At 71.9% G+C, this 19,031-nt stretch carries 14 protein-coding genes; 9 read left to right on the top strand and 5 right to left on the bottom strand.

The annotated features are described in order from the left end of the window. Positions 1-161 precede the first annotated feature (161 nt). The 4 genes from FHU30_RS03170 to FHU30_RS03155 are packed head-to-tail and all read left to right on the top strand — an operon-like array spanning position 162 to position 3,797. Positions 162-1,511, top strand: coding sequence for a phosphomannomutase/phosphoglucomutase (locus tag FHU30_RS03170; RefSeq protein ID WP_253871227.1), 1,350 nt, complete (start codon positions 162-164; stop codon positions 1,509-1,511). Continuing rightward, the gene (locus FHU30_RS03165; RefSeq protein WP_253871880.1) at positions 1,508-1,690 is read left to right on the top strand and encodes a Trm112 family protein; all 183 of its coding nucleotides are present in this window, start codon (positions 1,508-1,510) and stop codon (positions 1,688-1,690) included. Before FHU30_RS03170 ends, FHU30_RS03165 begins: the two co-directional genes overlap by 4 nt. Then, the gene (locus tag FHU30_RS03160; RefSeq protein WP_253871224.1) at positions 1,687-2,865 is read left to right on the top strand and encodes a bifunctional phosphoglucose/phosphomannose isomerase; all 1,179 of its coding nucleotides are present in this window, start codon (positions 1,687-1,689) and stop codon (positions 2,863-2,865) included. Before FHU30_RS03165 ends, FHU30_RS03160 begins: the two co-directional genes overlap by 4 nt. Then, the gene (locus FHU30_RS03155; RefSeq protein ID WP_253871221.1) at positions 2,862-3,797 is read left to right on the top strand and encodes a cation diffusion facilitator family transporter; all 936 of its coding nucleotides are present in this window, start codon (positions 2,862-2,864) and stop codon (positions 3,795-3,797) included. Before FHU30_RS03160 ends, FHU30_RS03155 begins: the two co-directional genes overlap by 4 nt. A 678-nt stretch (positions 3,798-4,475) precedes the next feature. On the opposite strand, the gene FHU30_RS03150 is transcribed toward FHU30_RS03155, so the two are convergent. Then, on the bottom strand, positions 4,476-6,023 hold the full coding sequence (locus FHU30_RS03150) for a hypothetical protein (protein ID WP_253871219.1): 1,548 nt from the start codon (positions 6,021-6,023) through the stop codon (positions 4,476-4,478). A 1,189-nt stretch (positions 6,024-7,212) separates the two neighbouring features. Between FHU30_RS03150 and FHU30_RS46870 the strand changes: the two genes are divergently transcribed. Further along, positions 7,213-8,568: a sensor histidine kinase gene (locus FHU30_RS46870; RefSeq protein WP_253871216.1), complete on the top strand. Its 1,356-nt coding sequence runs from the start codon at positions 7,213-7,215 to the stop codon at positions 8,566-8,568. Positions 8,569-8,589: 21 nt separating this feature from the next. Then, positions 8,590-9,267 carry a response regulator transcription factor gene (locus FHU30_RS03140; RefSeq protein ID WP_253871878.1) on the top strand — a complete coding sequence of 226 codons (678 nt, stop codon included), beginning with the start codon at positions 8,590-8,592 and terminating at the stop codon, positions 9,265-9,267. Positions 9,268-9,893: 626 nt separating this feature from the next. Here FHU30_RS03140 and FHU30_RS03130 read toward each other — a convergent pair. Next, positions 9,894-10,214, bottom strand: coding sequence for a hypothetical protein (locus FHU30_RS03130; RefSeq protein WP_253871214.1), 321 nt, complete (start codon positions 10,212-10,214; stop codon positions 9,894-9,896). A 324-nt stretch (positions 10,215-10,538) separates the two neighbouring features. After that, positions 10,539-10,904 carry a MerR family transcriptional regulator gene (locus FHU30_RS03125; RefSeq protein ID WP_253871212.1) on the bottom strand — a complete coding sequence of 122 codons (366 nt, stop codon included), beginning with the start codon at positions 10,902-10,904 and terminating at the stop codon, positions 10,539-10,541. A gap of 123 nt (positions 10,905-11,027) precedes the next feature. Here FHU30_RS03125 and ahcY (FHU30_RS03120) point away from each other — a divergent pair, with 123 nt between their 5' ends. The 3 genes from ahcY (FHU30_RS03120) to FHU30_RS03110 all read left to right on the top strand — a co-directional run bounded on the left by ahcY (FHU30_RS03120) (position 11,028) and on the right by FHU30_RS03110 (position 16,145). Continuing rightward, positions 11,028-12,458 (top strand): adenosylhomocysteinase, encoded by a 1,431-nt coding sequence (gene ahcY / locus FHU30_RS03120; protein ID WP_253871210.1) that lies wholly within the window; start codon positions 11,028-11,030, stop codon positions 12,456-12,458. Between the two features lie 339 nt (positions 12,459-12,797). Next, positions 12,798-14,057 carry an adenosylhomocysteinase gene (gene ahcY / locus FHU30_RS03115; protein WP_253871208.1) on the top strand — a complete coding sequence of 420 codons (1,260 nt, stop codon included), beginning with the start codon at positions 12,798-12,800 and terminating at the stop codon, positions 14,055-14,057. Between the two features lie 1,839 nt (positions 14,058-15,896). Continuing rightward, positions 15,897-16,145 (top strand): hypothetical protein, encoded by a 249-nt coding sequence (locus FHU30_RS03110; protein ID WP_253871206.1) that lies wholly within the window; start codon positions 15,897-15,899, stop codon positions 16,143-16,145. Positions 16,146-16,157: 12 nt separating this feature from the next. On the opposite strand, the gene FHU30_RS03105 is transcribed toward FHU30_RS03110, so the two are convergent. Continuing rightward, positions 16,158-17,687: a cellulase family glycosylhydrolase gene (locus FHU30_RS03105; protein ID WP_253871204.1), complete on the bottom strand. Its 1,530-nt coding sequence runs from the start codon at positions 17,685-17,687 to the stop codon at positions 16,158-16,160. 258 nt (positions 17,688-17,945) lie between these two features. Continuing rightward, the gene (locus FHU30_RS03100) at positions 17,946-18,974 is read right to left on the bottom strand and encodes an RDD family protein (protein ID WP_253871202.1); all 1,029 of its coding nucleotides are present in this window, start codon (positions 18,972-18,974) and stop codon (positions 17,946-17,948) included. Positions 18,975-19,031: the final 57 nt, after the last annotated feature.

Below are 19,031 nucleotides of genomic sequence, written 5' to 3'. Positions count from 1 at the left end.
ATGAGGCGACCTTCTGAGGCTCTGCCTAGCCCGGCGGGCGTTGCCGCTTTGCCGGGGGCTGGGTTTCCCGAAGTTATCCACAGGGTGGGTGTGCGCCTGCCCGGGGTGGCCGCCGCCGGTAGGCTCGGATCTCGTCAGTGTCGGCAGACCGGGGAGCAGGAGTGGGCGACCTCGCCAAGATCTTCAAGGCGTACGACATCCGGGGCATCGTCCCGGACGAGCTCGACGCCGAGACCGCGGAGCGCGTGGGCGCGGCCTTCGTCCGCGTGACCGGCGCGCACAAGGTCGTCACGGCCCACGACATGCGCACCTCGTCCGAGCCGCTGGCCGCGGCGTTCGCGCGCGGCGCGACGTCCCAGGGCGCCGACGTCGTCGAGGCCGGGCTCGGCTCGACCGACATGCTCTACTACGCCTCCGGCGCGCTCGACGTGCCCGGCGCCATGTTCACCGCGAGCCACAACCCGGCCAAGTACAACGGCATCAAGCTGTGCCGTTCCGGGGCCCGCCCGGTCGGCCGCGACACCGGCCTGACCGAGATCCGCGAGATGGTCGGGAACGGCGTCCCGGCCTACGACGGCGAGCCCGGCACCGTGACGCAGAAGGACATGCTCCCGGGCTACGCGGAGTACCTGAAGAAGCTGGTCGACCTGTCCGGCATCCGGCCGCTCAAGGTCGTCGCCGACGCGGGCAACGGCATGGGCGGGCACACCGTCCCGACCGTGTTCGAGGGCCTGCCGATCGACCTGGTGCCGCTGTACTTCGAGCTCGACGGCACCTTCCCCAACCACGAGGCCAACCCGATCGAGCCCGCGAACCTGCGCGACCTGCAGGCCAAAGTGCGCGAGACCGGCGCCGACATCGGCCTGGCCTTCGACGGCGACGCCGACCGCTGCTTCGTGGTGGACGAGCGCGGCGAGATCGTCTCCCCGTCCGCGATCACCGCGCTGGTCGCGGTCCGCGAGCTGGCCAAGCACCCGGGCGCGGCGATCGTGCACAACCTGATCACCTCCAAGGCCGTGCCGGAGATCATCTCCGCGCACGGCGGCAAGCCGGTGCGCACCCGGGTCGGCCACTCGTTCATCAAGCAGACGATGGCCGAGACCGGCGCGGTGTTCGGCGGCGAGCACTCCGCGCACTTCTACTTCAAGGACTTCTGGTTCGCCGACTCCGGCATGCTGGCCGCGCTGCACGTGCTCGCCGCCCTCGGCCAGCAGGACGGGCCGCTCTCGGCCATGCTCGCCGAGTACAGCCCGTACGCGGCGTCCGGCGAGATCAACAGCGAGGTCGCCGACCAGGACGCCGTCACCGCGCGCGTGCGCGAGGAGTTCGAGGGCCGCGACGGCGTCACCATCGACGAGCTCGACGGCCTGACCGTGGGCACCGGCACCTGGTGGTTCAACCTGCGCCCGTCCAACACCGAACCGCTGCTCCGCCTGAACGCGGAGGCCGACGACGAGAAGACCATGGCCGAGGTCCGCGACGAGGTCCTGGCGATCGTGAGGGAGAACTGACGATGAAGCTCGACTCCTGGCTGCTGGAGATCCTCGCCTGCCCGAACTGCGGCGGCGCTCTGGAGCAGGACGACAAGGCCGGTGAGCTCGTCTGCACGGGCACGTGCAAGTACGCCTACCCGGTCCGCGACGACATCCCCGTCCTGCTCGTCGACGAGGCCCGGACGCCTGCCTCGTGAGCGCCGGAGCGGTGGACGACCCGGGCTCCCCGGGGGGCCTCGACACCTCCCGGCTGGAGTCCGCCGCCGCGATCGAGGCGGCCGACCCGGGCGGCATGCTCCGCCAGGTCGCCTCGTCCGGCGCGCAGATCCGCGAGGCGCGGATGCTGGCCGCCGAGGCCGGGCTCGACCGCCTCGCCGACGAGGGCCGCCCCCGGGCCGTCGTCGTCGCGGGCATGGGCGGCTCCGGCATCTCCGGCGACGTCCTGGCCGCGGTCTGCGGCCCGGGCTGCCCGGTGCCGGTCCTGACCGTCCGCGGGTACCGGCTGCCCGGCTGGGTCGGCGCCGCCGACCTGGTGATCGCCGTGTCCTGCTCCGGCTCCACCGAGGAGACGCTCGCCGTCGCGGCCGAGGCGGCCCGGCGCGGCTGCCGGCTGCTGCTGGTCGGCGGCCGGGAGTCGCCGCTGGCCGAGCTGGCCGAGAACACCCGCGGCCTGTTCGTCCCGGTCCGCTCGGCGGGGCAGCCGCGCGCGACGCTGTGGGGGCTGACCGTCCCGCTGCTGATGGCGGCCCGCGCGCTGCGGCTGGCCGACGTCCCTGACGAGGTGCTCGAATCCACCGCGTCCCGCCTGGAGGACGTCGCGCACCGCTGCCGTCCCGACAGCGAGGCCTTCGTCAACCCGGCCAAGCGCATCGCGACCGACCTCGCGCGCGACATCCCCATGGTGTGGGGCTCGTCCACGATCGCGGACGTCGCCGCCTACCGGATGTGCTGCCAGCTCAACGAGAACGCCAAGTACCCCGGCGTCTTCGGCGGGCTGCCCGAGGCCGACCACAATCAGGTCGTCACGTTCGACGGGTTCTTCGGCCGTGCCTCCGGCGGCGGCGGCGACCCCGACGACTTCTTCCGCGACCGCACGGGCGACGCCGAGCACGGCCTGCACCTGGTCGTGATGCGCGACACCGACGAGCACCCGCAGGTCGCCAAGCGCCGCGAGGTGTCGGCCGAGATGGCCGCCGCGCGCGGCGTCCCGGTCACCGAGATCCGTGCCGAGGGCGAGCATCCGCTGGAGAGAATGGCGACACTTGTAGCCGTTGCGGACTACGTCACGGTTTACTTGGCGATCGCACTGGGCGTCGACCCGACCCCGGTGGCGGCCATCCAGGAGCTCAAAGCGAGGATTGCGGACGTATGAGTGCTGAAGGCGGAGGCAAGGCGATCATCGCCGCGCTGGGCGCGAACCTCGGGATCGCGGTGTCGAAATTCGTCGCGTTCGCCTTCACGGGCTCGTCCTCGATGCTCGCCGAGGGGATCCACTCGGTCGCCGACTCCGGCAACCAGGTGCTGCTGCTGGTCGGGCGCAAGCGCTCCGAGCGCGAGCGCACCGAGCGGCACCCCTTCGGCTACGGGCGCGAGCGCTTCTTCTACGCCTTCATCGTGTCGGTCGTCCTGTTCACCGTCGGCGCGGCGTTCTCGCTGTACGAGGGCGTGCACAAGATCCAGCACCCGGAGAAGGTGGAGTCGCCGATCTGGGCGTTCGCCGTCCTGATCATCGCGATCGGGCTGGAGAGCTTCAGCTTCCGGACCGCGATCGCCGAGGCCAACCAGACCCGCGGCACCCGCTCGTGGGTCGAGTACGTCCGGCGCGCCAAGGCCCCCGAGCTCCCGGTCGTCCTGCTGGAGGACGCCGCCGCCCTCATCGGCCTCATCCTCGCGCTGGTCGGCGTCGGCCTCGCGGTCGCCACCGGCGACGGCGTCTGGGACGGCGTCGGCACCATCGCGATCGGCCTGCTGCTCGCCGCCGTCGCGACCATCCTGTCGATCGAGACCAAGAGCCTGCTGATCGGCGAGGGCGCCGACCCGGAGACCCAGGCCCAGATCATCGAGACCCTGGAGTCGGTCCCCGAGGTCGACCGCGTGATCCACATCCGCACCGAGTACGTCGGCCCCGAGGAGCTCCTCATCGCCGCCAAGATCGCGGTGCACCACGACGAGACCGCCGCCGAGGTCGCCCGCGGCATCGACGCCGCCGAGGAAAAAGTCCGCGGCCGCTTCCCCGAGGCCCACCTCATCTACCTGGAACCCGACATAGACCGAGCCGACCCCCAACCCACCCCAGCCCCCTGACCAGACCACCCAAGCTGCACCACCCGGTCCGGACCGCCCGAGCTGGACCGCTAGGCCCGGACCGCCCGGCCCGGGCCCCTGAGCCCGCCGCCTGAGCCGAAGCGCCTGACTCCGAGCCGCCTGATCCGAGCCGCCTGGGCTGGTCCGCCTGGGCCGGACCGTCTGAGCCTGGCCGCCTGGGCCGAAGCGCCTGGCTCCGAGCCTCCTGGGCTGGGCCGCTTGGGCCGGACCGTCTGAGCTGGACCGTCTGAGTGGAATCGTCTGGGCCCGACCTTCTGGTCCGAGCCGTCTGGTTCGAGCTGCCTAGGCCGGGCTGCCTAGGCCGGGCCGCCTGAGCTGAACGGCCTGAGCTGGGCAGCCTGGGCCGGCCAGCTGAGCTGGACGGGCTGGGCCCGGATCCTCTGGTCCGAGCCGCCTGGGCTGGGTCGGCCCGAGCCGAACCGCCTGAGCTGGACGGCCTGCGCCGAGCCGCCTGAGCCTGGCCGCTGGGGCGAAGCGCCTGGCTGCCTGGGCCGGGCGATCTGGGCCGGGCCGCTTAGCCGAACTGCTTGGCCCGAGCTGCCTGAGCTGGGCAGCCCGGGCCGAATCGCTTGGGGCTCGGTGTTCTGGGCCTGGGGGCTTGAGGGTTGGGCGTCCTGGGCGCGGGTGTGCCGGCCTCCTTCCTCTGCGGGAGGAGGGTTAGCGGGGGCGCGGGGCGTTGGTCCAGGTGAGGGCGTGCGTGGGAGCGTCCGCCAGGCCGCCGAACGCGCCCGCGATGCGCACCTCGCGGGTGCCGGGGACGAGCGCGAGCCCGCTGGCCGTGCCGGACGCTCCGCTCGATCGGTAGCCCGCTCCGGTTCCTGCCGTGTCGCCTGTTTCGTTGCTTGGTGCGGTGGCTGTTCTGTTGCCTGCCTGGATGCGTGGGCCGTCCGGGGTTGGCAGCGGAGGGCGTGAGACCCGCCAGGTCTTGCCGGTGTAGTGCGCCAGGTAGGGCATGAGGTCGGCGTCCGTGCCGGAGATCCAGATGCCGCCTGCGCCGTCGGATACCACTCCGGTGGCTCCGGTCACCACCTCGTTGGAGCGCCGGTTCTTGCCTGGCTGGGGGGTTGGCGGGCGTTTTGCGGCCTTTGTAATTCGGCCCGGCTTGGGGACGGGTGACGGGACGACGGTCCAGACGCGACCGTTCCAATGCTCGACGAGGGGCGCGCCTGCCTGGGTCCGGCCCACGACCCACACGTTGTTCCGGGCGTGAGCGGTGACGGCGGACGGTGTCGCGTCCACGGCCGATACCGGTGGCTTCGTAGCCTTCCAGGTGTGGCCGTCCCAATGCAGCAGGAGCTGCCGGGACCCTTCGGTGCCGACCGCCCAGGCGTCGTCGGACGCGTCGGCCGAGACGGCGTTCAGCGCGCTGCCGGGACCGGCGTGCGTGGGCGTGACCCTCCAGGTCCGTCCGTCGAAATGCCAGGCCACGGCCATGGTTCCGGCGAAACCGTTGGCGCTGCCGACCGCCCAGACGTCGCCGGGCGCGCGCTCGGACACGCTCTTGGCGATGATCGGCGTCCCGCCCGCGGCGGGCAGGACGTACGAGACCCAGCTCCGGCCGTTCCAGTGGACGGCGCGGGCGTAGCCGTTGTCGCCCGAGCCGACGATCCACGCGTCGTCCGCCGAGCGGCTCGAAACGGCGCTGAGACGTGTCCGATCGCGCAGGGGTGGCGCCTCCCGGCGCCAGCGGGTTCCGGTCCAGCTCAGGACGAGTGGGGCGTTTCCGGCGCGTCCGACCGCCCAGCCGGCGTTCGGTGACGGCGCGCTGATCCCCGTCAGGACGGACTCGCCCGTGACCCCGTCCGGCCGCACATACCGCCAGCAGCAGGTCTCATCCGCCCATCCGGGACGCGCGGCCCCCTCGGAGCGGACGGTCACATCAACGCCCGTCCATGCCGTCCCACTTCCGGCGGATGCGCTTCCCGGTGCGCCCGGGAGCTTCGCCTCGGCCGATCCGGGCGTTTCGGCACGTCCTGTGCCGCCCGGCGTCGTCCGATCAGGCGAGCCGCAGCTCTGCTGGACGTCGAGCCTGGACGTCCTGGACGATCCGGCCGGCACGGTGCCGCACGGTGTCGTCTCGTGGAACCGGGCCGTCGCTGCCTCTGCGGCCTGAGCGTACGGCGCGGACGTGACCGCCGCCGCTGCCAGCGGCGGCAGGAATGCCGTGATCGTGATCGCGCGTGCACTGCGTCGCTGAAAAGTCATGATGCCCCCGGACCGATTGTCCGTGGGGCGGGGCGCGGAACGCGGGAACGGCGGGCAAAGGCCGCGTACAGATCGTGGGAAGGCAGCTCCCCTCGTCGGCCGGCCGGATGCCGGATCGACCCCAGCCCAGGCAAGATCGGCGATGCCCCCGGAGGGAGGCTGGCCGGCCGACGCGGGGCGCCTTCCATGCACGCCGACCGGACCCCTGAAAACCGGACGGCACCGCGTGACCTCGGCGATCCTCCGAACCCCCTATGTCGGCGGAAGCGCCGCGTTGGTCACGGTTAAGACATTACGGCGGCGGCGCTCGCCCTGACGTCCCCCTCAGGGAGGGAAACCATGTCGTCCTCCAGGGGGATACGGGTCCTCCGCATGGCTCCGCACGGTGAGGTGGGCCACTTCGGGGTGCGGTCACTATGGAGGGGTGACCAGCGACGACCGCTCAGAGAACCCCGCACCGCCGACCGCGTTCGGACCCGCCCTCGCGCGCCACGCCTGGCTGCTGTCCGGACGCGTCGTCGCGGGCGTCGGTCAGCTCCTCCTCTGGATCCTGACCGGCCTCGGCGTGCTGGTGCGTCCCCTCGGACGCCGCATCTCCGCGCGCCTCAACGGCCCTCGCCCCAAGCCCCCTACCGGCGGCGGACACCCCGGCGCCTCCATCAGCGGCCTACCCGGCCCCGGCGCCACGCGCGCCAACGCCTCCGGCGCCCCCGCCTCCGGTGGCTTGCCAGGCGCCCCGGGCGGCAATGCCTACCGAGGCCCCGCCTCCGGAGGCCTGCCAGGCGCCCCGAGCGCCAACGGCCCCGGAGGCTCGCGCGGCACCGCTCCCGGCAGCCTGCCAGGTAGCGCGGGCGCCAACGCCTACGGCGGCCCCGCTTCCGGAGGCCCGGCAGCCGCCGCCCCAGGAACCTCGCACAGCTCCGCTCTCGGTGGCCTGCCAGGCGCCTCTGGCGGTAACGCATCCGGTGGCCTGCCAGGTGCCCGGGGCGGCAACGCTCCTGGAGGCTCACGCGGCGCTACTTCCGGCGGCGTACCAGGCGGTCCGGGGGACAACGCCTCGGGTGGCAACGCGTCTGGCCGCCTGCCCGATGGCTCGGGTGCCCGTCCTGGCGTTTCGGGTGTTCCCCAGAGCGCGCCTGCCGTCGGTGGCTCTGGTGGCGCGCCTGGCGCTGGAGGGGGCGGTTCTGGCGTGCCCAGTGGGGCTGCTGGTGCTGGCGACGCGTCCGGGGTCGCTGGACGGGCGTCCGCTGGTGGCGCGTCTGGCGGGGCCTCGACTACGGCCACGGCGCCGCTGCCTCGCTGGATCAACGGCTGGCGGGACTTTACCGAATCCTGGTACTTCGCGCCGCTGACCGGCTTCGCCCTGACGATCGCCGCGCTGGCGGAGCTCGCGCCCGGCACCCGGACGCCGATCAGCGTCGCCGGCGGGTTCGCGGTCGCCTCGACGCTGCCGCTGGTCTGGCGCCGCGAGTACCTGCGCCCGGTCGCGGCCGTGGCGCTGGCCGCCTTCGCCGCGAGCCTCCTTACCGGGCAGGAGGTGCTGATCACGACCGTCCTCGCGGCCCTCTACACGCTGTACGCGCTGGCCAGGCAGCTGCCGCGGCAGTCCGCCGGGGCGCTGGCCGTGGGCAGCGTCGCGACCGTCGCGGTCGTCTACCTGGCCACCGACACGCTCGGCGACGTCCCCTGGCCCGCCGCCGTCGTGGCCGTCCTCGCCGCGATCGGGCTCGGCGACGCGCGCCGCACCGTCGAACGGGCCGGACGCACCGAAGCGGCCGCGGAGGAGCGCAACAACGAGACCCTGACCAGGCTGAACGCCGTCCAGCGGGAGCAGGCCGTGATGCGCGAGCGGGCCCGCATCGCGCGCGAGCTGCACGATGTCGTGGCGCACTCGGTGTCCATGATCGCCGTCCAGGCGGAGACCGCGCCGTACACGATGGAGAGCCTGTCGCCGGAGGCCCGCGAGGGCTACACCGAGATCGCCCGGACCGCGCGCGAGGCGCTGGTGGAGATGCGGCGGCTGCTCGGCGTGCTGCGCGCGGACGCGGGCGCCGAGGCCGAGTCCGCGCCGCAGCCGCGCCTGGACCGCCTGCCCGAGCTGGTCGACCAGCACCAGGGCGCGGGCGGCCGCGCCGACCTGGTCGTCCAGGGGCAGCCGCGCGCGCTGTCCACGACGGTCGAGCTGTCGGCGTACCGGATCGTCCAGGAGGCGCTGACGAACGCCCGGCGGCACGCGCCCGGCGCGGACGTCCACATCGAGCTGACCTACCTGCCCGACCGGCTCGCCGTCCGCGTCCGCGACGAGGGCGCCGAGGCCCGGACGGTGGTCCTCAACCGCGCCGACACGCCGGGCCGGACGGCCGCCCTGGAGCCCGAGAACGCGCCGTCCGGGGGCGGACACGGCCTCCTCGGCATGAAGGAACGTGCGACCATGCTGGGCGGACGGTTCTCCGCCGGACACGCCGAAAGCGGCGGGTTCGTCGTGGAGGCCGAGCTTCCGCTGACGAGGGAGGACCCCGCCCGTGACCCCGGGACGCCGCACTGACCCCACCGCCGGAGCGTGCTCGTGATCAAGGTGCTGGTGGTGGACGACCAGACGATCGTGCGCGCCGGGTTCGCGGCCCTGCTGGACGCGCAGCCCGACATCACGGTCGCGGGGCAGGCCGGGGACGGGCGCGAGGCGGTCCGGCTGGCCGAGCAGCACGCCCCCGACGTGGTGGTCATGGACATCCGCATGCCGGGCATGGACGGCATCGAGGCCACCCGGCGCATCCTGGGCGGACCGGCCACCGACGCGACCCGCGTCCTGGTCCTGACGACCTTCGACGTGGACGAGTACGTCTACGAGGCGCTCGCCGTCGGCGCCAGCGGCTTCCTCCTGAAGGACGCGACGGCCGACGAGCTGGTCTCCGCCGTCCGGGTCGTGGCGCGGGGCGACTCCCTGCTCGCGCCGCAGGTCACGGGCCGCCTGATCCGCGAGTTCACCAAGCAGCGCCGGACCCGTCCGACCCCGCCCGCCGAGCTGTCCACGCTGACGGCGCGGGAGACCGAGGTCCTCGTCCTGATGGCGGCGGGCCTGTCCAACTCCGAGATCGCCGAGCGCCTCGTGGTGAGCGAGCACACCGTGAAGACCCACGTCGCCAGGGTCTTCACCAAGCTGAACTTGCGCGACCGCGCTCAGGCCGTGATGCTCGCCTACGAGTCGGGCCTGGTCGTCCCAGGTGAGAACACTGCGTCCGAGTAACTTCCTGAGCCGTCAGCGATTGGCGGGCGGCTGCGGAGGCGTCTGCCCGTCCCCGTAGGGCGGCTGCCCATAAGCCGGAGCCTGTCCACCAGAGGGCGGCTGCCCGTAGGGCGCCTGGCCGTACGCCCCAGGCCGTCCGCCCTGCGAACCAGGCCCGCCATATGCAGCCTGCTCGCCGTAAGGCGGCTGCCCATAGGCGCTCTGCTGGGCTTCTTGAGGCTGCCCGCCATAGACCGGCTGACCGTAGGGCGCCTGCCCGTAGGCGGACGGCTGGCCAGCGACAGGCTGCCCATACTGCTGAGGCTGAGGCTGCCCGCTAGGCGGCGCGGGCTGGCCCGGCCCCGTCTGGACGCCCGGCATAGGGCTTTGCCCCGCCTTGGCCTTTACACGCGCGCAGTACGGACAGCGGCTCGGGGACGTCGCAAAGTAAAGGAACGCCAGCCCGCACAGGGCGAATGTGGTGATACCGAGTCCGGTGAGCGTGTTCTTGGCGTCCCCGCGTCCGAGTGAGGCCACGGCAAGCAGCAGGCCGACGGCGAGCGCCATCAGCATGACGGTGAAGGTGCGGGTCGCGATTCTCCAGGCGTGCAGGAAATGGCGCATGGGGAGACTCCTCGGCGGGGGACCTACCAGGTGGACGACGGCGGCGACGAAGGCCGCGACGGCGGACGGGACCGGCGGCGGGACGAGACCGCCATACCGGCCAGGCAGCTTAGGGACAGCGCGGGACCACCCACGACCAGCACGTAACCCCACATGTGAAGCGACCGCTTCCGCTCCTCGTACGTCTGCGTGTAGACGCGGCCGCGCGTGGACGTCGTGCAGCGGTCGTCCGGATTCATCCGGGTGCCCTCGCATCCGGGCGCGGCGGTGAGCCTGTACGCGCCCCAGCAGAGCAGCAGGACGCCGGCGACGACACCAACGAGCTGCGGGATCTTGGTTCTCATACCTGCCGGTTCTGCTCCGTTCGGTACAGCTTCAAGGCGACCCGTGCGAATCCAGGACCGGCCACCAGCCAGTACAGACTCACGGCCGCCCGGCACGAGCCGGCCGTGGCCACTACAGCTTCCGGCCTGCCCAGTACGGCCTCGGGACGTCCGGTCCAGACTCGCGGGAAGCCTGTGCGGTCTCATGTGGACGACCGGCGCGAATTCGTGTGGGACGGTCAGTGCGGACTCGTGTGGACGGGTCAGTGTGGGTCCCCGTGGGGACGGCCGGTGCGGGATGCGGTTCGTGTGGACGGTCAGTGCGGGTTCGGGGGCTTGTCAGGGCTATGTCCTGGGAGAGCGTAGTCCGGGCCGGCGGAGCAGGCGCAACGCCTTCTCCTTCTCGAAGTCCAGCGCGCGGGTCGGCGGCGCGGACAGCCGTCCGATACGTTCGCCCAGTTCACGGACGCGGGCCTGCACCTCGGGTTCGGCCAGGACGCGCAGCCCGAAGGCCAGTTCGGCCGGGCCGACGTCGTACCGCTTCTCCAGGGCCAGCGCGAGCGCGACGGCGCGGAGCTCGGCGTCGCCGAACTTGCGGTGCCCGCCCCCGGCGCCCGAGTCGCGGGTGGGTGGCAGCAGGCCGAGCCGCTCGCGGTAGCGGAGCATGCGGGGCGAGGTGCCGAGCCGCCGGGCGGCCTCCGTGATGCGCATGGAGTCGATTCTGACAAATTTGTGTCAGGAAGGCGCGGTCGGGCGTTCTCGGCTCGCGCCGCCGCCCCTAGACTCGCTCGCGTACGGCGTGTCCGAGGATCGCAACAGAGGAGCTACGGAAGCATGGATTACAAGGTCGCGGACCTTTCGCTCGCCGAGTTCGGCCGCCGGGAGATCCGGCTCGCCGAGCACGAGATGCCCGGTCTCATGGCGACCCGCAAGGAGTACGCCGAGTCCAAGCCGCTGCGCGGCGCCAAGATCATGGGCTCCCTGCACATGACGATCCAGACCGCCGTCCTGATCGAGACGCTGGTCGACCTCGGCGCCGACGTGCGCTGGGTGTCCTGCAACATCTTCTCCACCCAGGACCACGCCGCCGCCGCGGTCGTCGTCGGCCGCGACGGCACCGTCGACGACCCGAAGGGCGTGCCGGTCTTCGCCTGGAAGGGCGAGACCCTGGAGGAGTACTGGTGGTGCACCGACCAGGCGCTGCGCTGGCCGGACGGCTCCTACCCGAACATGATCCTGGACGACGGCGGCGACGCCACCCTCCTCGTCCACAAGGGCGCCGAGTACGAGGCCGCGGGCGCCGTCCCGTCCGCCGCGGAGGACGACCCCGAGGAGTGGAAGATCATCCTCGACACGCTCCGCCGGACCATCGCCGACAGCCCCAAGCGCTGGACCGAGACGGCCGCGACGGTCAAGGGCGTCACCGAGGAGACCACGACCGGCGTCCACCGCCTGTACGAGATGGCCAAGGCGGGCACGCTGGCCTTCCCGGCGATCAACGTCAACGACTCGGTCACCAAGTCCAAGTTCGACAACAAGTACGGCTGCCGCCACTCGGTGATCGACGGCCTGAACCGCGCCACCGACGTCCTCATCGGCGGCAAGGTCGCGGTCGTCTGCGGCTACGGCGACGTCGGCAAGGGCTGCGCCGACGCCCTCAAGGGCCAGGGCGCGCGCGTCATCGTCACCGAGATCGACCCGATCTGCGCCCTGCAGGCCGCCATGGACGGCTTCCAGGTCGCCACCCTCGACGACGTCGTCGGCATCGCCGACATCTTCGTCACCACGACCGGCAACAAGGACATCATCCGCGCCGACCACATGGCGCAGATGAAGCACCAGGCCATCGTGTCCAACATCGGGCACTTCGACAACGAGATCGACATGGCCGGCCTGGCCCGCACCCCCGGCATCGAGAAGATCGAGATCAAGCCGCAGGTGCACGAGTGGCGCTTCGCCGACGGCCACTCGATCATCGTCCTCGCCGAGGGCCGCCTGATGAACCTGGGCTGCGCCACCGGCCACCCGTCCTTCGTGATGTCCAACTCCTTCACGAACCAGGTCATCGCGCAGATCGAGCTCTTCACCAAGACCGAGGACTACCCGGTCGGCGTCTACGTCCTGCCCAAGCACCTGGACGAGAAGGTCGCGCGCCTCCACCTCGACGCCCTCGGCGTCAAGCTGACCACCCTCTCCAAGGACCAGGCCGACTACATCGGCGTCAACGTCGAGGGCCCCTACAAGCCCGACCACTACCGCTACTGATCGACCCACCCCGCCCGTACTCGTCCCCAAGGCGAGTACGGGCGTTCAACACCCGCACCCACCGCCTCCGCGCAGCACGGCGCGCGACGCATACGCCCCGCCACAGACCATCCAACGGAACCGACGTAACCGGTCGGCAACTGCGGCGCGGTTTACCGGTCTGCATCTGCGGCGGGTTCGCCTTCGGACTTCCTGAAGGCGACCCGCCCGAAAAGGGGAATCCGGCGGGACGCGGGGTAGTGTCCGCACTGAGCTGGGCCGTCGCGACGGCCGGGGAACCGGTCGAGCGGCGGCTCCGTCGCATCCAGCGGAAGTCCGAAGATCGATCGAGGGGGCAGGATGAGCGACGTCGCGGACGCCTCGCTGGCGTACGAGGGCGTCAAGCGGATCGAGTGGGCCGACCGGAGCATGCCGGTGCTGCGCCAGATCCGGGAGCGCTTCGAGGCCGACCTCCCCCTCTCCGGCCTGCGCATCGCGGCGTGCATGCACGTCACCACCGAGACCGCCGGGCTCATCCGGACCCTCCAGGCGGGCGGCGCGAGCGTCGCGCTCGCCGCGTCCAACCCCCTCTCCACGCAGGACGACGTCGCCGCCGCGCTCGTGCACGAGTACGGCGCGCAGGTCTTCGCCCGCGCCGGGACGGACCGCGAGGGCTACTACCGGCACATCCACCAGGCCCTCGAAACCGGACCCGACCTCGTCCTGGACGACGGCTGCGACCTGGTCAACACGCTGCACACCGAACGCGTCGACCTGATCGACACGGTGCGCGGCGGCTGCGAGCAGACCACGACCGGCGTGATCCGGCTGCACCAGATGGCCCGCGAGGGCGCGCTGCGCTTCCCGATGGTGGCGGTGAACGACACCGACACCAAGCACATGTTCGACAACCGGTACGGCACCGGCCAATCCACCCTGGACGGCATCGTCCGCGCGACGAACACCCTGCTCGCGGGCAAGACGATCGTCATCGCCGGCTTCGGCTACTGCGGCCGCGGTCTCGCCGAGCGCGCCCGCGGCCTCGGCGCCCGCGTCGTCGTCACCGAGATCGACCCGGTCAAGGCGCTGGACGCCGCCCTCCAGGGCTACACCGTCCTCCCGATGACCGAGGCCGCCCGGGTCGGCGACGTCTTCATCACCGTCACCGGCAACCGCGACGTGATCACCGCCGACCACCTCGCGGTCATGAAGGACGGCGCCATCCTCGCCAACTCCGGCCACTTCGACGTCGAGATCGACGTCCGCGCCCTCGCCGACCTGGCCGTCGCCGTCCACCCGGGCGTCCGCCCGCAGGCCGACGAGTACGTCCTCGCAGACGGCCGCCGCCTGGTCCTCCTCGCCGAAGGCCGCCTGGTCAACCTCGCCGCCGCCGAGGGCCACCCCGCCGCCGTGATGGACATGTCCTTCGCCGACCAGGCCCTCACCTGCGCCTGGCTGGCCGAAGCGACCCCCACCCTCGCCCCGGCCGTCCACGAGGTCCCCAAGCCCATCGACACCGAGGTGGCCCGCCTCAAACTCGCCTCAATGTCCATAGCCATCGACTCCCTGACCCCCGACCAAGAGGACTACCTCCACTCCTGGCGCCTAGGCACCACCTAACCCCCCACCAGACCATCCCCACCCGCAGCAGGACCAGCCCCATACAGACCCCCAACCCAACCTGCGGCCCCACCCCCAGCACACCAATCCCCCCAGCGAAGCCCGCCCTGACCAGGCAACCCTGCTCCCCAAAGCCCCCGCCCATCGAGCGCCTCACCCCCGGCGCATCCCCGACAAGCACGCTTCCGCGCGAAGCCCCACCACCAAGCAACCCCCCAGTGCCGACCCCCTGTGCGCCCCGACGAAGGCACAGCCTCCGCGCCCCACGGAGCGGGCCGCCCTCGCGCAACCCCAACAAGCACGCTCCCGCGCGAGCCTTGCCAACCAGGCCGCCCCACCCGATGCGTCCCCCGCGCAAGCCCCCCGCGACCACTGAGCGCCTCCACCACGCGACGCTGACGCACCGCGAGGAGCCCAGCCGCGACGGCGCCCTCAATGGGTGGTGATGCTCCACCGCGTTGTGCTGCCCGTCCGCACGCGAGGGAGCATCCAAGGCACCGCTTGCGCTGTGGTGCGCCGGGCACGGGCGGACGCCCGGCGAGGACATCTCAGGGCGGCTGAGATAGCGTCGGCCGGATGCCGCGTGGAACTTACCTGCACCTTGAGGACGGGACCGAGGAACACTTCCAGTGTGCTCCCGGGCCCGGCGGCTGGCGCTACGTCGCAACCCGCACGGACGGGACGCGCCTCGACCTGGTCGTGGACGCGCGTTGGCGCCAGATCAGGGTCGAGATCGTCGCCCCGGACTGGTGGCTGCGCGGCGGTGTCACCGGACGCGAAGTCGCCTGGGTCCGAGCCTCCTCTCCAAGCAACACCACCTCCCCACGCAACACCACCTCGTCCGGCAAGACCTCCTCGCCCAGCGACGGCATCTCGTCCAGGGTGAGCGCCTCGTCTAGTGGGACAGCCTCGTCACGCGACGCCACCGCGCCCCACGACGCCACCGCGCCCCACGACGGCAGCGTGCCCCACGGCGCCAGTGCGCCCCACGGCGCCAGTGCGCCCCACGACGTCGCCGGGCCCCGCGACGGCAGCACAGCCAGCGGCGCGGGCGCGGTCCGCGAGGTCGCCGGGGCCCGCGAGATCGGCGCGCCCTGCGATGCCAGCGTGCCCCGCGACGGCAGCGCGGTCCACGGTGCCAGTGCGCCCCACGACGGCGCTGGCCCCCGCGACGGCAGCACAGCCAGCGGCGCGGGCGCGGCCCGCGAAGTCAGCGGGGCCCGCGAAGTCAGCGGGGCCCGCGAAGTCAGCGGGGCCCGCGATGCCACCGCGCCCTGCGATGCCACCGCGCCCTGCGACGGCAGCGCGTCCCACGGCGTCGGCATGCTCCGCGATGTCGCCGGGCCACGCGACGGCAGTGCACTTCGCGGCGGCGGCGCGGCTCGCGGGGTCGGTGTGCCAGGGGACGGCGGGTTTGCCGATGCTGCTGGCGTGGGATACCCAGCGGCTGCGGACGCCTTTGCATCGGCGGGGACGGTTGGGGCTGCGGGTAGCACTCCATTCGTAGGCGCGGAGGGTTCTGGGCTTGGTGGAGGCGCTTCTGCTGGTGAGGGCGTTGCGGCCGGTGCGGTGGGGGCGGGGCATGGGGTGCCCGGCGAGGCTGTTGAGTATTCCGGCCTGGCTGCGGGGTTTCTTGGTGAGTCACCGGCCTTTCTTGTCGCTGTGGCGCGATTTCTTGCTGGGGCCCGGGCGCAGCAGTCGGATTCGGGCTCGGCAGGTGCCACTGGCTTGGGAGCCGACGCGGGCGGCCAAGGCGCTACCTCCGCTGAGGCTGCGGCTTGGGGCGACGTGTCGGATGGCGGGCCCGGGGAGGCCCCGGACGGGCTGCCTCGCGCGGGGGTGGACGTGCGGCTGGTTCGGGTGAGTGGCGTTGTGTTGGCGACTCTGACCGAGGCATGGCGGTGGCGGCTCCTTTCGGTGACGCGGCATGAGACCGAGTCAGGTCCGTTGCCTGTTGAGCAGTACGAGGTGGCGAATCTGGCGACCGGCGAGGTGCAGCACGTTCATCTGGCGGGGGACGTCGTGCTGGATGCTCCCGGTATCGAGCTGGTCGAGCTTGATGGGCCTCCTCACTTCCTGACGGGCTGAGCTGCGCGGACTTCAGGACGGGGTGATGGTGACGGTGTGGGTAGTGGTCGCCGAGGTGTTCCAGATGGAGAGGACGTGGTTGGTCGGGTCCCAGCGGCGGGTGTGGTCGGATGCGGTCACTTTGGGCGTGCCGGGGTAGACGGTCGGCGGCAGCCAGATCTCGGTGGGGCCTGACGTGCCGGGGCGGGTTCGCCACGTCAGGGTGAAGGTTCCGGATGTGTAGGAGGTCTTCGTCGGGGTGCCGGCGACCGCCCGGGCAAAGGGGCGGGCCACGACCTTGCCGACTTCGGTCAGGTCGCCGTTGCGGTCGAGGGGTGCGAAGGTCTCGGACGAGCCGTCCGCCTGCGGGTCGTTCGACCAGTAGGCCCAGCCGACGCGCAGGTCGTCTGCCATCGACAGCCAGTCGCGGGTGTAGTCGGCGGCTCCCGGTTGGTTGAACGCCATCGCGCCGATCTCGCCGATCCACAGCGGGGTGTTCAAGCGGCGGGCGGCGTCGGTCATGTTCTGGCGCCAGAGGACGAACTCCGCTTGGACGAGCGTTTTGAGCATCCCCGTGTAGCCGCCGCCGATGTCCACGCCGCCCGGGTAGAAGTGGGCGGCGAGGACGAGGCGGGAGCTCGGGTCGGTCAGGCGAGTCAGGCCCGTGCCCGCGAGCCGGTCGCGCTGGCCGAGGAGCTTGGTGAGCGCCGCGCGTGCGCGCGGGTCGCGGATCTGGCCGAGTGACGTGCCGAGGCCCTCGTTGACGCCGAGCGCCTGCGGTTCCAGGAAGATCCACCTGTTGCGGTCGACCTGGCGAATCGCCGTCACGATGCGCTGGTAGAAGGGCGTCAGTACGGGAGCCTCGAAGAAGCCGAACTGCTTCGTCCCGCCGAACGGCTCGTTCATCAGGTCGTAGCCGAGGACGGCCGGATCGTTCGCGAACCGCGCTGCGACGTGCTTCCACATCGCCACGTAGTGCCGCATCAGCTCCGGGTGCCTGCCCGTGGTGTTCCAGAAGTTGTCGTACGCGCGGAGCACGGCCGGTTGGAGGTAGGTGAGCACCCAGGGGCTCTGCGGCGTGCAGGGCAGCCCGTCGGTGATCGTCGCCCAGGCCGGCGCGCCGTTGCCCGCCCCCTTGCAGGCGCTCGGTCCGTAGATGTCCTGGTGCATGTCGAGGACGACGTTGATCCCCTGCTCGCGGTACCAGGCGACGCGCTGGGCGACCTCGTCGAGATAGCGGTCGTCGTAGCGGCCCGGGCTCGGTTCGACGTTCTTCCACTGGACGATGTACCGGACGACGTTGCTGCCCAGTTTCTGCCGTTCGGCGGCGACGTTGCGGCGTTCGATCCAGGGCAGGCCGGACGGACCCTTCGCGCTGCCGGCGGTGTTCATCCCGTGCAGCAGGAGCGCGCGGCCCTGGGCGTCCGTGATCTGGCGCAGGCCGTCGCCCTGGTCGGCCGAGGCTGTCCCAGCGGTCGGGACGGCGGCGGGCGCGGCGATGAGCAGCGCGGTGACGGCCAGCCGGGCGGCGGCGACGGACCGGGAAACGGCGGGACGAGGCACGGCGGGCTCCCTGAGCAAGCGACCGACCAAACATGAAATTTCCTCGGAGGTTAGGCGGTGGGATCACCGCTGTCCATGGGGTGACGCCTCAAGGATTCCGTGATCGTCACGGGCCGTGCCAACCCGGCGACGATCTGTGGATAACTCGCTCACAACTGAGCTTCCGCCAAAGCGAAGTCGCTCAACAGCCAGCCGAGCACGCGGAAAACGCCGCAGCCCACGGACGGGTGAATACCTGCGGAGGCGGCGAGCCGAGGCTCAGCGGCCGTGGATGGACGGACCGGTCGGCGGGGCAGCAGGGCCAGGCGTGACCGGATATGGAGCGGACGGCACATGGGCATAGGGACCGGACGGCGCAGGAGCCCCAACGGGATACGCGTCGGCCATAGGAGCGCCAGTAGCGGCGGACCACCCGGCAGGAGGCGGGCCCTGCGGAGCCATAGGCATGCCCGGCATGCCGACGGGGACAGGTGGCGGAGCCAAGGGATCGCGTGCCGCGCGACGCAGGCGCTGTTCGCGCTGGCGCGCGAGGCGCTGCTCTTCCCGGTGGCGCCGCTCCGCCAGAACTGCCGACAGGAGGATTTCCGGACGGATGCCCGGAGAAGGAGGTGGGCCGACAACGGCGAAGACCTGCTCGGTGATGCGTTCGCCTAGCGAATCGCGCACTTCCGGCAGCAGTTCCCAGAAGCGCGCGAGGTACTGACGTGCGGTCATCGCGAGTTCGTCGGGGAGGCGGGACAGCTCCAGCGTCCGTCCCCAGCCCGCGAGGAACGGCGGCATCCACGCCACCGGCCCGTACATGCCGGCGGCGGACACTCGCTCCTGGATGACCAGGGTTCCGGCGAACAGGTCGCCGAGGCGCTTGCCACGCCGGTTGAACAGCGAGGTGAGCAGCGCGGGCGCGCCGTAGAACGTCCAGAACTCGATGACTCCGGCCAGCGCGCGCACGAAAGCCTGCCGGAAGCGCACAGGGCCGCCGTCGTCGGCTACCACGCGCAGGCCGACGGCGAGCTTGCCCAACGTGCGCCCGCGCGTGAGCGTCTCGAAGATGCAGGGGTATCCGACCAGCACGAGCGCCGTCACCAGGATCGACAGGCCCACGGCCCAGGCGTTGTCGGCGACCGTCCCCACGAGGCTGACGAGGATGAGGGCGAAGTCGAGGACGAGGGCCTGGATCATCAGGTCGAGCAGCAGGGCGCAGCCCCGGCTCGCCAGGCGGGCCACGCGCAGGTCGAGCGCGACGGCTTCACCGACGACGAGCTCCCCGTCCGCCTCCGCGCGTGCCACCGTGACCTCACTTCGCCGGTCGCCGGATCCGGCCTGGAGGCCGGGGCGACACCCGTC

It is taken from the genome of Actinomadura rupiterrae, from assembly GCF_024172125.1.
GTDB lineage: Bacteria > Actinomycetota > Actinomycetes > Streptosporangiales > Streptosporangiaceae > Spirillospora > Spirillospora rupiterrae.
The sequence above is the reverse complement of the archived record's forward strand: the minus strand, read 5'-3'. Positions and strand labels throughout refer to the sequence as shown.